Origin of the sequence: Hymenobacter sp. 102, from assembly GCF_049949205.1 — a bacterium.
Taxonomy (GTDB): domain Bacteria; phylum Bacteroidota; class Bacteroidia; order Cytophagales; family Hymenobacteraceae; genus Hymenobacter.
Genome location: NZ_CP188172.1, coordinates 2,175,435 through 2,191,385, shown reverse-complemented (window position 1 = coordinate 2,191,385; position 15,951 = coordinate 2,175,435). Strand labels below are relative to the sequence as shown.

Genomic DNA, 15,951 nt, shown 5'->3' with positions numbered 1-15,951 from the left:
ATCTGGGTTGACTAGTTGGATGAATGAAACCAGATTCCTTACCTCGTTCGGAATGACAAAAAGCAGGTTACACAGCCGCCACGCGGGTTTCGGTGAGGTGGAGGAAGGTGTCTTCCAGCGTGGGCTGCTCCAGGCGCAGGCCGTACAACGGCTGCTCGGCGGCTACCAGCTCTACGGCCAGGGCGGCCGTGTGCTCCTGGCTGAGCCAGGGCAGCCACAGCGTGCCGGGACCCGCTACCGTAGCCCCGGCCAGCAGGCGGGGCAGCAGATTGCGGCATGTTTCCGCGTCCTGGGTTTCAATTACCAGGCGGGCGCGGCCGGTTTGCAGGCGGCGCAAATCGGGCAGGCTGCCCTGGAACACCAGCCGGCCCTGCTGAATCACGCCCACGTGGGTGGCCATTTTCTCAATCTCGCTGATGAGGTGGCTGCTGACCACAATGGTTTTGCCGTGCTGCTTGCATAGGCCCTGCAGCAGCTCCCGCATTTCAATAATGCCGTTGGGGTCGAGGCCGTTGGTGGGCTCATCCAGGAGCAGCAGGTCGGGGTCGGAGAGTAGGGCAATGGCCAGGCCCAGGCGCTGCCGCATGCCCAGGGAGTACTCCTTGGCGGGGCGGTGGGCGTTATCGGTGAGGCCCACCAGCTCCAGCACCTCGGCCGTGCGGCTGGCGGCCACGCCCCGGAGGCGGCGGGTGGCTTCCACGTTTTCGCGGCCCGAGAGGTGGTCGTAGAGCGAAGGGTTTTCGATGAGGGCACCCACCCGGTCCAGCAGCGCCACCCGGTGCTGGGCCAAATCGTGGCCAAACAGGTGTACCGAACCACTGGCGGGCCGCAGCAGGCCCAGCAGCAGCCGCATGGTGGTGCTTTTGCCGGCCCCGTTTGGCCCCAGAAAACCGTAGAGGCTGCCCGGCTCCACCTGCAGGTTCACATCGTGCAGAATAGGCCGCTGGCCGAAACGGAAATGCAGGCTGCGGGTTTCCAGCAGCAGGGGAGAGGTTGATTTCATAGCGCAGAAAGACAGAGAGAACGGCAGCAAACCTAGCCGCCCCTGTATATCTTCTCCCTCCTATTCAACCAACCCACCGCCCCGGCCCCGAAACGACGATTTTTCCCGACCAAACCCCATGGTCAGCCCTCTGTCTGGTGTCGGTACAGGTTAAGGCGGCCGGCCCCGGCGTTGGCGGTAGGAATAGGCGGGTTGATTGAAAAAAAGCCTAAAATGGGGCGGCAGCATACTATTTTCGATGATGGAAGTTTTGTCCGCTCCCCTGAGAGCGTCCTCGGGCAAGGAGGCTGTGGGTTTCCGCTCAAGCTGGCGTAAGCGCCTGCGCGCCTGGCTCCGCCCCGATACCTGGTCGGCAGCTCAGGAAAAGCTGCGCGTGCCCCGCTGGATTCACGTGGTGTTGTGGGTGGTGCTGGTGCTGCTGGATGGGCTCAAGCTGGGTAGCGTCATCAATGTGCTGCCGCGCTTTCCGGCTACCCTGGCCGAGTGGCAGCCGCTGTGGCCCATGGTAGGGCGGCTGGTGGTAGAGGATATCTGCGCGGCTACCTTGTTCTACCTCACCTGGCGCTGGCTGGTGCCCCGCACCCTGGGCCGGGCCCGGGTGCTGCAATACGGCCTGCTTACGGCCCTGCTGGTGCTGCCTTACGCCTTAGCCATTGGCTGGCTTACGGCCCAGACCTCCCGCAAAGGGGTGCAGATTTCGGCCTACCGCGTTACGCGTCCGGTGGGCACCAACGGCCGGCAGGTAACCACCATTGTACAGGGCCGAAAGCCTACGGCTGATACCACGGAGGTGTGGGCCCGCATCTTCAGCTCGGCCATTGTGGGCGTGTTCATCATCGGCAGCAGCTCGGCCCTGCGCATCACCGGAGACTACGTGCGGGGCCAGCGCAACCGCCGCGAGATGGAGCGCCAGCAGCTGCTCACGGAGCTGGCCATGCTCAAAACCCAGATCAACCCGCACTTCCTGTTCAACACGCTCAACAACATCTACTCGCTCACCAGCCGCAAGTCCGACAAAGCCCCCGAAGCCGTGCTGCGCCTGGCCGAAATTATGCGCTACCTGCTCTATGAAAGCAGCACCGATACTGTGCCGCTGAGCCGGGAAATTGACCATTTGCGCAGCTTCCTGGATTTACAGCGGCTGCGGCTGTCGGCCTCGGCCCAGGATGCTATTCAGTTTGATATAGAAGGTACCTCCCCCGATTGTGCCCACCCCATTGCGCCGTTGCTGCTGCTGCCGCTGGTGGAAAACGCCTTCAAACACGGCGACCTAACGGCCCGGCCCGTGGCCGTACACGTTTCGCTGCGGCTGGCTTCCGATGGGCTACTGCGCTTTACGGTGCTCAACCATGTGGCCCCCGCCGATGCTGAGCGGGAACTGCCCAGGCAGCCCGGCGGCGTGGGCCTCGTAAACCTGCACCGCCGCCTGGAGCTGCTCTACCCCGGCCGCTACGCCCTCGATGTGCAAACGCCCCCCGGCCAGCACCTCGTTACGCTGGTGCTGCTGCAGTAGGGTAGGAGGGTTTGGGGTAAGCGGGTAGGGGTCGGGGGTAGTTGTTTGAACGCTATCCGTTGACCGTCAGCCGGCCTCCGCTAATCTGCCTTACTATGCTGCATCCAACGCGACGATATATCTTTCCCACTATATCATCCTAAACTCCTACCTTCCTACCCTCATACCCTGATAAAGATGACCTGCGTTATCCTCGATGATGAGCCCCTGGCCCTGGACCTGCTGGCCGATTACTGCGCCCAAGTGCCCGGCCTGGAGCTGAAAGCCCAGTTCGATGATGCGCTCCAGGGCCTGGCCTACCTCCAGGATAACCCCGTGGACGTAGTGTTTCTGGATATTCACATGCCCCGGCTCACCGGCGTACAGCTGGCCCAGCTGCTGCCCCAGCCCGGCCCCCGCATCGTCTTCACCACCGCCTACGACCAGTACGCCGTGCGCAGCTACGAGCTAAACGCCGCTGACTATCTGCTCAAGCCCATTGCCTTCGAGCGGTTTGTGCAGACGGTGCAGAAGGTGCGCCAGCAGCTGCCGCCCGCCGCCGCTGCCCCGGTTACGCCGGCCGCAACGCCTGCTCATTCCGAGGCCACGCCCACCGCGCCCGATGCCATGTTTGTGAAAAACGACCACCGCCTCCAGCGCGTCGCCTTTGATGATATTCTCTACATCGAGGGGATGAAGGAGTACCTGATGATTTACACCACCACTGGCAAGGTGCTTACGCTCCAGTCGTTCCGGCGGGTGGAGGAGGTGCTGCCCCCCGAGCGGTTTGCCCGCATCCACAAGTCGTTTCTGGTGGCCCTAAGCCGCATTGAGCACGTGGAGCGCGGCAAGGTGCAGGTAGCCGGCCGCCTCCTCCCCATCGGCGACACCTACCGGGACTCGTTCAACGCCCTCATCAAAGCGTATAATCTGCTGTGATAGATGTCTATATGAATCAGCTACGTTAATTGGAAGTTAAGGTAGTATGCGGATTGTATATTTTTTGTGTATTGGTGTTGCGTTGTATTTGCTGGCTTGTAATGAGCAACGGCATGAGGATATCTTAAAATATAAAAAGCATAAAAAAGGCTATGTGGTACAGTTTGAGCTGGAGGATAGTGCTTCGTTAGTGCATATAAATAATCAATTCTATAGGAGTGAAGATGGCCATCTATTTGAAAAAACTATAGCTGATCGTGAGTCGAATGGAAACAATGGAATAGTAGAAGTAATCTACTTTAACGGCAATCTGCCACAGGATATAGATCCAATAACTTTCGAGCAACTTAATGGCTGGTATGCGAGGGATAAACATGCTGTATATTACTACCGACCAACAAGCGGGGGCATGTTATGTATAAAAATGACTAAAGCTGACAGAGCATCCTTTAGATTACTTCAAGGGCATTACAAATATGCTGTAGATAGAAATAATTTTTATAATGAATCGGATATGATAATAGGCTTCATGCCTGATAAGACTAGGTTACTATTGAATAATAAACATCAAGTAATTACTATGACTTGTGGTAAAAGAAAATACAGGTTCGAGCTGTAGAATAGACCTATTATAAAACTGCTGTGCATAAAAAAGGTAAAAGCGCTTATGAAACCTCAAGTCAGGTTTCATAAGCGCTTTTACCTTTTCTCTTTAGCTCTATTACTTCGCCGCCAGCTTCTTGGCAATTTCGGCGGTGTGGCGGCCCTGGAAACGGGCACCTTCCAACTCATTGTCGCTGGGCTGCCGCTCGCCCTGGCCGCCGGCCACGGTGCTGGCGCCGTAGGGCGTGCCGCCGGTTACTTCAGCGTGGCCCATCTGGCCCTGCCAGGCGTAGGGCAGGCCCACAATTACGAGGCCGTGGTGCAGCATTTCGGTGTGCAGGCTGCGCAGGGTTACTTCCTGGCCACCGTGCTGGGTGGCGGTGCTTACAAAGCCCCCGCCCACTTTGCCTACCAGCTTGCCCTGCGCCCATAGCGCCCCCGTACCATCCAGGAAAGCCTGAATCTGGCTGCACACGTTGCCGTAGCGGGTGGGCGTACCGATGATGATGGCATCGTACTGATCCAACTCCTCAGGCTTGGCCACCGGAATGTGCTCAAATGCCTTCTGAGCCTGCGTAGCCCCGATTTTTTCGAGTAGCTCGGCGGGCAGGGTTTCCGGTACTTTCTTGATGACTACTTCGTTGTCGGCTACCTGGCGGGCACCTTCGGCCACGGCTTCGGCCAGCTTGTACACGTGACCATACGTGGAGTAAAACAGCACAAGTGTTTTCATGGGATAAGCAGTTGGGGTAGGAGTATGCATGTGAGCCCAGGCGCTGATCAGGGCAACCGGTGTAACTACACGGTAAAACGGGGCAGGGGTTACGAATGCCGAAATTGTGTAAGGCTAAAAATCTGCCGTTGAAATACTTACCTTGTAGCTGGTGGAAAACGATATATCCGATGCAACCTTCGGTGGCGGTGCTGTCCTCTTGTGGCTGTATGGCTGGTAGCAGGCACGCCCGCACCACCGAATTAGTTTATCCGAGCTTTGCAGCGTATGCAGCATTCGTACTTAAGCGGTAGTAGCCTTCTGAAAGAAGTAGCCGCAGGTGAGCCCCTAAATGCCGACCCCCGCCCGGGCCGGAACCGTCGATGAGCGCCCTGTCGGCTTCGTTGGCCGGCGGCGGACTGCGCAGCCTGCTCCCCGGTGCGGCCGCGCGTCCGCAGGAGTCCTTATCGTCGTCCGTATCCGCTCCCGTGCGCACCCTTACCCCGCCTTCCCAGCTCTCCGACAATGAGCTGCTTGATGGTTGCCTGGCCGGCAGTCGTCTGATGCAGAAATACCTCTACGAACGGTTTGCCAGCCGCATGATGGCCGTATGCCTGCGTTACGCTCAAACCACTTTTGAGGCCGAGGATGTGTTGCAGGAAGGCTTCCTGACGGTGTTCAAAAACCTGGGCAGCTTCCGCCGGGAATGTCCGCTGGAGTTCTGGATTCGCCGGATCATGGTAAACGCCGCCCTCCGCCAGCACCGCCGCAACGCCCCGCTGGTAGCCGTCAGCGACGGGGGCGAATACCCCGAAGACCTGGCCGGGGAGGAGTTCACCCTCTCCAACTACAACTTCGAGGAGCTGCTGAACCTGATTCAGGAACTGGCCCCCCGCTACCGCATGGTGTTCAACCTGTTTGCCATCGAAGGCTACGGGCACAAGGAAATCGGCGACATGCTGGGCATTTCCGAAGGCACCAGCAAATCACAGTACTCCCGGGCCCGGGCAATTTTAAAAAGTAAAGTCGAGCGCCTCGACGCTCACCGCTCCCATGGCAGCTTCCGCTCCTAACGATACTACTCCCAACCAGCCGGACCCCCGCCCCACCGGCGACCTGGAATACCTGTTTCAGCAAAAGTTTGCTGAGGCGGAGGTAACCCCGCGCGCCAGCTTCTGGGACCAGCTCGACCATGAACTGGTAGTGCAGCAGCACGAGCAGGTGGTGCAGGAGAATACGGCCTACCGCCGCCGGCTGGTGCTGCACCGCTGGGTGGCCGCCGCTTGCCTACTGCTGGCCCTGGGTTTCGGCAGCTGGGCTTACCTCAGCACGCAACCCTTAGGCTCTGCTCCGGATTTTGCGGCGCAGCTGGGTGCTGCTGACGCCGCCGGGCAACTGTCTGCTACGGCTGCCACTACCACCGCCCCAGGTACTACTGATGCTGCGTCCGCTGCGGCCGGTACCTCCGTAACGCAGGAGCTGCTAGCCTTGGCCGGTAGCAGCAGCAGTGCACCGCAGGTCGGCAACCCCGGTTCCCGTGCAGTTGCCGGAGGCTACTATGGGGCCTATAATGCGGGACAGGCCATAGCTACTCAGGAAAGCCGTTTTGGGTATGGCTACACGGAAGCCAGCTACGCTGGCAGCCAATATACCAACGGCTCGGCCGGCATCCGGCTGACTGCTGCTGGCACTGGCACTTCCGCTCTGGATCCGTACGCTCTGTCGGAAGCCGGGCTACTGGCTCCGCGGGCGGCGTATCTGCGCCGACTGTTAGGTCTGGGCCGGCCTGATACGCTGAAGCCCGCGCTGCAGGCCGTGCCCCAGCCCGCCGTTACGGAAGCCCTGGCCGCCGCTGCCCCGGAGCAGGAGCAGAAAGAAACCCCCAAGCTGTGGAAGCGCCTGCGCCTGGGTGGCGGCTACGCCGTGGGTACCTTTAACCCCAACATCAACTTCTCCCGCACCGATGGCCGCGTGAAAGCCGACCCGGTATCCAACGCTTTGCGCTCCTACTACCAGGAGGAAGCGGAGGATGAGTACCGCCGCAACCTGCGTAGCGGGCTGGCTCAACGGGTGGCTCTTACTGCCTCTTTCGCCCTCAACAGGCACTGGACACTGACGGCCGCAGCCGAAGCCGCCGAGCTGCGCGCCACCTCGGCCACCACCTACGGCTTTATTGATGGCAAGCAGGTGGGCCCCCAGGCCGCTGATATTTTTAGCCGCCCGGCTGCCTATAGCCCCGCTCCGCCCCAGCCTCGCACCACCTCGTACCGGTACCGCACGGCTGCCGTGCCGGTGGGGGTGCGGTACGGCTCCAATAAGGCTGGCTTGTCGTTGTACGCCAAAGTTGGAGCAGCCGTGAGCGTGTTGCTCAGTAGCCGCTCTGAGCTGGAAGGCTCCCCCGGAGCTACCCGCAGCTACACCTATAAATCTGCCGAGTCGCCCTACCGGCAAGTGTTGGTATCGGGGCGGAGTGGAGCCGGGGTTCGGTACCAGCCAGCTTCGGCTAACTGGAGCCTGAACGTAGGACCAACGGCTGAAGCGTACTTCACCACGCTTAACGCTAATCCCAATCAGCGCGCCATCAACCAAAGCCGGCCCTACAGTCTGGGCCTGGAAGCCAGCGTGGAATTTGGGGCACCCAAGCCCATGCCCGGCGTGCAATAGTAGCTGCGACGTAAGGTCGCCCCACCGTATGAACCGCTTATTCGTTTCCTGTTTGCTGTGGCTCCTCCTGCTGGGGGGAGTCACTTCGTGCTCCTCTACCAACGATGCGGCCGAGCCTACCTGCGCCGGCGACTTTTCGGTTACGCTTATTGAGCAGCTTCGACAGAAGCCCAAACAAACCCCCGCCGCCGAAGTAACTCAGTACATCTACCAGAACCGCACGGTGTACCTCGTAACCGGGGGCAGCAGCACCAGCTACGTGTTTGACGGCTGCGGCCGGGTGATTTGCTCGGCCGCCGTGGGTCCCGGCAACGCAGGCGACGGCCGCTGCCCCGATTTTGCCGCCACCGCCACCAACCCCCAGCTCCTCTGGCGCGACCCGCGGTAGGGGTGAGAGTGAGTGAGTCTGCCGCTCCAACGGCCCGCCTCTGCCCGGAGGCGGGCCGTTTTGCTGCCTCGACAGCTCTACGCCTTCTACGCATCCTTCTGCGTCCTCTGCGGGGACCAACACCAATCCAGCGCCGCCCGAACCAACGGCCCCCGAATGCAGTTATGATAGGCTACCGTTTCGGCCCTATCTTTCCCCTGCATGAAGTATCAACTCACCTCAGAATTCAAACCCACCGGCGACCAGCCCCAGGCCATTAAGCAACTGGTGGAAGGCGTGAACAATGGCGAGCCGGCCCAGGTGCTGCTGGGGGCCACGGGCACGGGCAAAACCTTCACCATGGCCAACGTTATTGCTGAAACCGGCAAGCCGGCCCTAGTGCTCTGCCACAACAAAACCCTGGCGGCCCAGCTCTACGGCGAGTTCAAGCAGTTCTTCCCCAACAACGCCGTCGAGTACTACATCAGCTACTACGACTACTACCAGCCCGAGGCCTACATTGCCTCCACCGATGTTTTCATCGAGAAGGACCTGGCCATTAACCAGGAAATTGAGAAGCTGCGGCTGCACACAACCTCCACGCTGCTGAGTGGCCGGCGCGACGTGATTGTGGTGGCGTCGGTGTCGTGCATTTATGGTATTGGTAACCCCGAAGAGTTCGGCAAAAACGTGATTTACCTGGCGCCCGGCCTGCGGTACTCGCGCAATAACCTGCTCTACCAGTTCGTGCAGATTCTGTACTCGCGCACCGAAATGGAGTTCACCCGCGGTACGTTCCGGGTGAAGGGCGACACCGTGGACGTATTCCCCGCCTACGCCGACCACGCCTACCGCATCTTCTTCTTCGGCGACGAGATTGAAGCCATTCACAAGATTGACCCGCAAAGCGGGAAGAAGCTGGCCGACGAAAAATCCATTACGCTGTACCCGGCCCAGCTGTTCGTGACGGGCAAGGATACGCTCAACCAGGCCATTCGGGAAATCCAGTTTGATCTGGTGCAGCAGCACGCCTACTTTGAGAAGGAGGGTCGCGACCAGGAAGCTAAGCGCATCATGGAGCGCACGGAGTTTGACCTGGAGATGATTCGGGAGCTGGGGTACTGCTCCGGCATTGAGAACTACTCGCGCTACTTCGATGGCCGCCAGCCCGGCAGCCGCCCCTTCTGTTTACTCGATTACTTCCCCGATGATTACCTGCTGGTAGTGGACGAAAGCCACGCCACCATGCCCCAGATCCGGGCCATGTGGGGCGGCGACCGGAGCCGCAAAACGGCCCTCATTGAGTACGGCTTCCGCCTGCCCTCGGCCTTCGATAACCGCCCGCTCACCTTCAACGAGTTTGAGGGCATGGTGCGGCAGGCCGTGTACGTCTCGGCCACACCCGCTGACTATGAGCTGACGCAAAGCAACGGCATCATCGTGGAGCAGATTATCCGCCCCACGGGCCTGCTCGACCCCGAAATTGACCTGCGCCCCAGCGGCAACCAGATTGACGACCTGCTGGACGAGGTGGACAACCGCGTGAAAATGGGCGACCGGGTGCTGGTGACCACCCTCACCAAGCGCATGGCCGAGGAGCTGCAGAAATACATGGAGCGCCTGGGCATCAAATCCCAGTATGTACACTCCGACGTGAAAACCCTGGACCGGGTGGAGATTCTGCGGCAACTGCGCCTGGGCGAGATTGACGTGCTCATCGGTGTGAACCTGCTGCGCGAAGGCCTTGACCTGCCCGAAGTTTCATTGGTAGCCATTCTGGATGCCGATAAGGAAGGCTTCCTGCGTGACCAGCGCAGCCTGATCCAGACGATGGGCCGCGCCGCTCGTAACGACCGAGGCAAGGTGATTATGTACGCCGACCGCATCACCGGCTCCATGCAGCGCGCCATCGACGAAACCAACCGCCGCCGCGCTACCCAGATGGCTTACAACGAGGCCCACGGCATCACGCCGCGCACCGTGCGCAAGTCGCGGGAGGCCATCATGGAACAAACCTCCCTATCGGATTACCGCATTCAGGAAGGCACGGCCTACGCCGGCCCCGATGCCGATGTGACCCTGGCCATTGCCGCCGAGCCGGTGGTGTCCGTTATGGCCCGACCGGAGCTGGAGAAGCTCATCAAGCAAACCGAAAAGCAGATGGAAGCCGCTGCCAAGGACCTGGACTTCCTCACTGCCGCCAAGCTTCGCGACGAGCTGGCTGCCTTGAAGCAAGTGCTGAAAACCAAGCGAGAGTAAGTAGTTTGGGGTATGAGCCAGTGCTAGAAAGCTTGGTTGATGACCAGATTGATACAACCCACCTGCCCGGTTTCCGCCCGCTACGGAAGCCGGGCAGTTTTTTGTTTTTGCGGACTGCTCACCGAACCGGTATTCCGCCGCGCTGCCTGCCTGTTTGCTTTGGCACAAACCTTTTTTGCCCCATGACGGCTGCTCCGCTGCCTGCCGGTGCGGCCGAACTGCTGACCGTGCACGACCCGGATGGCTACTTCGTGCAGGTACTGTACGCAGAGGAGCACGGCTGGCTGCAGGAGTGTGGCGCGTCGATGGTGGAGGTGGGTCTGACGGAAGCCATTGAGCAGGCCTTATGCCGCTCCGATAAAGCCATTGAGCTGTACGAATAGGAGAGTGAGCCCCTGCTGGAATCATTCAACATTACCGCTAACATCTGCTGCTCGTAGCCGCGGGGCTGGGGGCCGCGCCGTTGCCGCCCGGCAGCTACGAGCGGCTGGAAACACTCTCTAGCGGGACTTGTACAGTAGGCTTACAAAACACTGCGCGACACTGCAAAAATGAGCGTTGATAGCATTGTGCAAAGGTCCGGATACAAACAAAGCGCCCGGCTACCGAAGTAACCGGGCGCTTTGTTTGCGCAGCCAAAAGGCAGCTTACAGCTTCACCAGCCGCTGCACGCCGGGCAGGCCGGCTACGCGCAGCAGGTACACGCCGGTGGGCAGGCTGCTGAGTGGCAGCGGGTGTTGCTGCCCGCCGCCAAGCTGCCACTGCCGCAGCTCACGCCCGTGCACATCAAGCAGTACAACGGTGTACAGGCGGGCTGGGGTGTTCAGGGTGAGCGTTACCTGGTCGGTGGCGGGGTTGGGGGCCAGGCTGAACGAGGCAACCCCACCAGAGAAGGTCACCACCTGCACGCCGCTCAGGCTGCTGGTACCGTCGGTATCTACCTGGCGGAGGCGGTAGTAGAACTGCTGACCCAGGCGGGCTACCCCTGCGTCGCGGAAGCTGTACGTCTGGCCCTGGCTGGTGGTGCCGCGGCCGGCCACGGTGCCTACCCGCTCGAAGCGGCGGCCGTCGTTGGAGCGCTCCACTTCAAACCGGTCGTTGCGCAGCTCGGCAGCCGTGGCCCAGGTCAGCAGCGCATCCGCCGCGGCAGCCGTGGCGCGGAAGCTCACCAGCGTCACGGGCAGCGGCGTATCGGCAAACGATACGGGCGTGGGCGAAGCCTGGTCGGCGTTGGCCGATGCCGGCAGACTGGCCGAATTGGTCGACTGGTCTACGGCCAGCACCACGGCCGGGGGTACCAGGGCATTGTTTACAATGGTATAGCCCGCGTTGCTGCTGCTGCTGCCCACCGTGCTGGCTAACGACTGCGTGTTGATAACCGTGCGGGGTACAGCATCGATAGTAGCGTAGGTGAGGCGTAGGGTGTAAGTGATGGTGGCACTGGCGCCGCTGGGCAGGGCCACCTGGCCCGTGAGCAGGTTGGAATTGCCATTCTGGCCCGTGAAGCCGGTGTTGGCCACCAGCACCCCACCCGTTACGCTGGGTGCTACCGCAATGCTGAGCGTGGGGCTGCCCTGCGTAAACACCCGGGCCAGGAAGTCGTTGATTTGAACCACCGGGGCATCTACCGGACCTGTGTTCTGGAGCTGCACCGTAAAGGGCACATCAATGATAACCTGACTGCTGGCGCTGCCGCGTGCTACCACTATGGGCTGGGAAGCCGTGCGCACTACATCAAGGCGCTGGGGCGGGTTGGCGCAGGAGGCTCCGTCGGCCTGGGCCGCCCCATCTACCACGCCAATGTCGGTTACCGAGCCATCGGCGGTGCTGTAGAGTACCAGGGTGCCCTGGTTGGTGGCGGCGTAGAGGGTGCCGGCCGCATCAAAAAACAGTGCCCCTACGTCCTGCCCCGTGGTGGTGAGCGTGCCGCTGGGGGCCAGCGTGGAAGTAGCGCCGGTGCTGGGGTTGATGCGAATCAGCCCGTTGTTGCCGGCCGAGTTATAGTAGCGGGTAGCATAAATCAGCCCGTCGAGCGGATTCAGAGCCAGGTCGCCCACGCGCACCGAGGCGGGCAGGGTAACGGTTGTAAGGGTGCGGGTGGCTACTACCAGCCGGAAGAGGGTAGTAGTATTGTCGTTGGCCAGGTAAAGCACACCCGCCGCATCGGCGCTGGCCGAGTTAACGGACGTGAGGCCCGCTACCGGCCCCAGGTCCTGGTAGCTGTTCAGGCCCAGGCGGTAGAGGCGGTTGGTGCCGATTACTACCGCATAGAGGTAGCCGTCGGCGGCGTTGTACGACAGCGCGTTCAGGGCCACATCCCCGTTGCGGTTGACGGTGTAGATGGGCGTAGCCGAGTAGGTAATGGTAGAGCCCGAGCCGGTGCGGTCCACCCGCTCCAGCACCGAGGCGTTGGAGCCGTTGGGCTGGCGCACCCGGTAAAACGAAGCCGTGCAGCCCAGGTTCGGCCCGATAACGTTCAGGTTCAGCGTGGCCTGGTCGGCCAGTGCGTTGGTGCCCTGGCTGGTGCTGGTAGTAACCTGGCTGCTGAGTGTATAGTCGGTTTGCGCAGTGGGCGTAGGGGCTTGCAGGGTAATCTCATAGTTGATACCTGCGGTGCTCACGCCCACCGGGTTGGCCGCCGGGTAGGTGATGGTGCTGCCGACTACCGATGTGCTGCCGGGGGCCGAAACCACCGTGAAGCCCGCCGGTACCGTCACGGTGCGGGTAGGGTCGGCGGCGGAGCTGGGGCCGGCGTTGCGGAAGTTTACCGTTACCACGCCCGTACCGCCCGGTAGAAACTGGGTTTGGCCCGCGGCAGCCGTCAGGGTCGTCGTCACGTCGGCAATGGGCGTTACGGTTACCGTGGCCGTGGCCGAGTTGGGGCCGGTGTCGGTGCCCTGGTCGGCGGTGGTGCTGGTAGTGGTGTTGGCCGTTACGCTGCTCAGGGCCGCCGGTACGGCCGCAATGCTGACCGTCACGTTCAGGTTGGCTCCGCTGGCCAGCGTGGTGGCACTCGGGGTAAAAGTTACCGCGCCGCTGGTATTGTTATAACTGGCGGTGAAGCCGCTGCCCGTAATAGTAACGTTGCTGCCCGTGCCCAGGCCGGGCGTGAGCGTGAGCGTACGGGCGTAGCCGGTAGCCGCATCGGGTCCGGCATTCGTAAACGTCACCGCGAAGCTCAGGCTGGCCCCGGCATTTACCGAGCCGGCGGGCGTGGGCGTTATGCTGGTGGCCACGTCGGCGGCGGCCCGCACCGGCAGGGTGTAGGTGGCCGGACCCGCCGCCAGCGTGCCGCCGGTGCTGTTCTGAGTGCTGGCCGTGCCGAATTGGTCCGTCACGCTGAACTGGAACGTGAATGAGCCCGCAGTACCGGCGGCCGGGGTGTAGCGCAGCCCCCCGATGTTGGCTGCCAGAATTACCTGGTTGGCCGCTACCGGCGTGGTCGTGGTGCCGTCGAAATAGCTCAGGGTACCGCCGCTGGGCAGGCTCAGAATGGTGTAGGAAGCCACCGCGTTGCCGGGCCCCGATGCCGTGCCCGACAGGCCCGGGCTCAGGGCCACCGTGCCGCTGATGGTGGAGAGCTGCACGTTGGTGGCGTTATTGGCTACCGGCGGCGCGTTCAGCACCACGTTGCCCCCAAACTCCGAGGTGCCGGTGCCCGCCACCGTGGCCGTAGCTGTGAGCAGCGAAGAGCCAGCCGCGAGGCTTGCACCGCCGCCCGGCAAGGATGCCAGCGGTACTGTGAAGGAAAAGCGGCTGGCCCCCGTTTCGGTGCCCTGGTTGAAGCCATTGAATGGAGCTGAGTAGCTGCCGGTGCCCCCGTCGTCATCGGAGCCGCTGCCCTCAGTGGCCCCGAACAGGAAGGTCTGGCCCTGCCCGAAATTGCGGGTATCAATACCGGCTGTGGTGCTGGCGTTGGCCGCGCCGGGGCTGGCCAGGTACACCTCCACCGTGGCCCCGGCCGGGGCAAAGCCGCGCACTACCACATTCGTGCCCACCACCGTCGCCGATTCCAACACTGGGAAGTTCAGCAGACTGTTGGCCCCGCTGCTGGTGGTTTTGCCGTCGGCATTCACCGAAACGAAGGGTGTCACGCCCTGGGTCTGGGCCGTGGCCGTGCTGGCCGTGGCCGGGCCGCTCACCAAATCGATGCCCAGAAAGCCATTGCCCACGAAGCTGTTTTGGCTAAAGATGGAGTTCTGAGTCAGGGCTCCCGTCGCGTACGTAGCCAGCACGCCCGAGCCGGCGTTGTTGCTGATGAGGTTGCGGCGCAGCTCATTGCCGGAGCCAAACACCCGCACCCCGCCTTTTTCGGTGCTGGCACCTACGGTAGAGTTACCGTTGATGGTATTGTCGAGGATGCTGGTGCTGCCGCTCGAGTTGAGCATATCAATACCGAAGCCACTGCCGGCCGCCGTAATTCGGTTGCCGCTGATGGTAATAATAGTGCCACGTACCAGCAAATTATCCAAGTCGTGGCCGGTTACTTCGTTGCCGCTGATGGTAAGGTCGGTTACCGTACTGGCCACCAGCCGGATGCCGGTTGCCCCCGTAAACCCTATCAGGTTTTGGCTGATGAGGCTGCCTGCCGTGGCCCCCCCGCCGGCCGTAGACCCCACAATGAGGTTGCTGCCGCTGGTGCGGACTGCCGTGCCGGGGCTGGTGAAGCCTGTAGCCGTGGCCCCCAGCACGTTCTGGCTGGCCGTGAGGGTATTGCCACTAGCTAGGCGTAATGCACCCTGCGTATCCGAGTCGCCGCCATTGAAGCCCGTTAGCGCCAGGCCAAACACCCCGCTGCCGGTACCGCCCAGGCTCAGGCCCAGGTTGATGGTGACCCCGTTGCCGCTCAGGCGCGGACCGCTCAGCTGTACTTCGGGGCCGTCGAGCTGGGGTAGGGTGATGGCGCTGGTGCCCACCGTGCCGCCCGTGCCCAGCACGGCCGCGTTGGTGTTGCCCACGTTGTAGGACTGCGTACGGCCGTCGAGGTTGGTGCTGGCACCCGTGACGGTATACGCGGTGAGCGGAGCTATAACGGCCACGCCGCTGCTCAGCTGGGAAGCCGGCCCCCCGGCCGTGGCGGCCCGCAGGCCCGGGTGCGCCAGCCCGTCCGGTATCATGAAAATACTGACTTCCTTACCCGACGGCAAAGCAGTGTTCGGCGTCGCGTTGCCTGCTACGGCATCCCGGAAAAAGCCGCTCTGTGCCAGGCTGGCCTCACCCGTAAGGGCGTTGGCGTTGGCTATGAACTGCCGCAACGAGCCCAGGCCGGCGTCGTTGGTATTCACTATTACATCGAAGCTAAAGCCGAAATCAACTCCGCTCACGGTGCCGCTGGTGGCCGTCACGGTTGCTACGTTCTGGGCCAGCGTGCCAATGGTGCCGCCGCTGGTAGCCACGTCGAGGCTGGTGAGGGTGGTGCCGCTGGTGCCGTTGGTGGCGTCGCCCCGGGCCGGATCCTGACCGCCCACCCGGTCGGTTTGCCCATTCACGTAGGTGAGTACCGGCAGCAGGCCACTGGTGGTGCCCGTGCGCGTCGAGCGAACCGACCCGCTGGTTACCCGCACCGTGTAGGTGGCTCCCGCCGTGAGGCCGGTGCTGAATGAGTAGGTGCCCAGTGCCGGGCTGGCCGCCGTGCTGCTGGTAGTGGTAGCCACAAAATTGCCTGCCGCGTCATAGAGTTCCACCCGCGCTCCGGCCGTAACGGTGGTAGTGCCTGCGATGCGCCCCACTGCCACCGCCCCGGCAGTGCCGCCCAGCGGCCGGCCGGCCCCCCCTCCATAGTTCACATCCTCGAACACAGTGCCGCTGATGGTTTGGGCCCGCAACGGGTGCTGCGGCAGGAGCCCAAAAAAAGCGGCCAGGCCGCTTACGTAGTATAAAAGGTTTCTCATTCCGGACTAACTAAATGACTT

Annotated in this window: 11 protein-coding genes; 8 read left to right on the top strand and 3 right to left on the bottom strand. The window is 61.9% G+C overall.

Annotated elements, in window-relative coordinates:
- Positions 1–67: 67 nt before the first annotated feature.
- Positions 68–1,003: an ABC transporter ATP-binding protein gene (locus tag ACN19L_RS09495; RefSeq protein ID WP_426493241.1), complete on the bottom strand. Its 936-nt coding sequence runs from the start codon at positions 1,001–1,003 to the stop codon at positions 68–70.
- 250 nt (positions 1,004–1,253) lie between these two features.
- On the opposite strand from ACN19L_RS09495, the gene ACN19L_RS09490 reads away from it, so the two are divergent.
- From ACN19L_RS09490 to ACN19L_RS09480, 3 genes are all read left to right on the top strand, one after another.
- A complete protein-coding gene (locus ACN19L_RS09490) occupies positions 1,254–2,516 on the top strand; it encodes a sensor histidine kinase (protein WP_426493240.1) in 1,263 nt (420 codons plus the stop codon).
- Between the two features lie 177 nt (positions 2,517–2,693).
- A complete protein-coding gene (locus ACN19L_RS09485) occupies positions 2,694–3,434 on the top strand; it encodes a LytR/AlgR family response regulator transcription factor (protein WP_426493239.1) in 741 nt (246 codons plus the stop codon).
- A gap of 46 nt (positions 3,435–3,480) precedes the next feature.
- Positions 3,481–4,053 (top strand): hypothetical protein, encoded by a 573-nt coding sequence (locus ACN19L_RS09480; protein ID WP_426493238.1) that lies wholly within the window; start codon positions 3,481–3,483, stop codon positions 4,051–4,053.
- A 102-nt stretch (positions 4,054–4,155) separates the two neighbouring features.
- On the opposite strand, the gene wrbA is transcribed toward ACN19L_RS09480, so the two are convergent.
- Positions 4,156–4,770 (bottom strand): NAD(P)H:quinone oxidoreductase, encoded by a 615-nt coding sequence (wrbA, locus tag ACN19L_RS09475; protein WP_426493237.1) that lies wholly within the window; start codon positions 4,768–4,770, stop codon positions 4,156–4,158.
- A gap of 362 nt (positions 4,771–5,132) precedes the next feature.
- Between wrbA and ACN19L_RS09470 the strand changes: the two genes are divergently transcribed.
- From ACN19L_RS09470 to ACN19L_RS09450, 5 genes are all read left to right on the top strand, one after another.
- The gene (locus ACN19L_RS09470) at positions 5,133–5,822 is read left to right on the top strand and encodes an RNA polymerase sigma factor (protein WP_426493236.1); all 690 of its coding nucleotides are present in this window, start codon (positions 5,133–5,135) and stop codon (positions 5,820–5,822) included.
- Positions 5,803–7,413, top strand: a complete 1,611-nt coding sequence (locus tag ACN19L_RS09465) for a hypothetical protein (RefSeq protein ID WP_426493235.1) — start codon at positions 5,803–5,805, stop codon at positions 7,411–7,413. Before ACN19L_RS09470 ends, ACN19L_RS09465 begins: the two co-directional genes overlap by 20 nt.
- A 52-nt stretch (positions 7,414–7,465) precedes the next feature.
- Positions 7,466–7,801 (top strand): DUF6970 domain-containing protein, encoded by a 336-nt coding sequence (locus ACN19L_RS09460; protein WP_426493234.1) that lies wholly within the window; start codon positions 7,466–7,468, stop codon positions 7,799–7,801.
- Positions 7,802–8,002: 201 nt separating this feature from the next.
- Entirely contained in the window at positions 8,003–10,039 is a 2,037-nt protein-coding gene (gene uvrB / locus ACN19L_RS09455) for an excinuclease ABC subunit UvrB (RefSeq protein ID WP_426493233.1), read from the top strand.
- Positions 10,040–10,221: 182 nt separating this feature from the next.
- Positions 10,222–10,422 (top strand): hypothetical protein, encoded by a 201-nt coding sequence (locus ACN19L_RS09450; protein ID WP_426493232.1) that lies wholly within the window; start codon positions 10,222–10,224, stop codon positions 10,420–10,422.
- Between the two features lie 264 nt (positions 10,423–10,686).
- Here ACN19L_RS09450 and ACN19L_RS09445 read toward each other — a convergent pair whose 3' ends face one another.
- Positions 10,687–15,930: a right-handed parallel beta-helix repeat-containing protein gene (locus ACN19L_RS09445; protein WP_426493231.1), complete on the bottom strand. Its 5,244-nt coding sequence runs from the start codon at positions 15,928–15,930 to the stop codon at positions 10,687–10,689.
- Between the last annotated feature and the right edge of the window lie 21 nt (positions 15,931–15,951).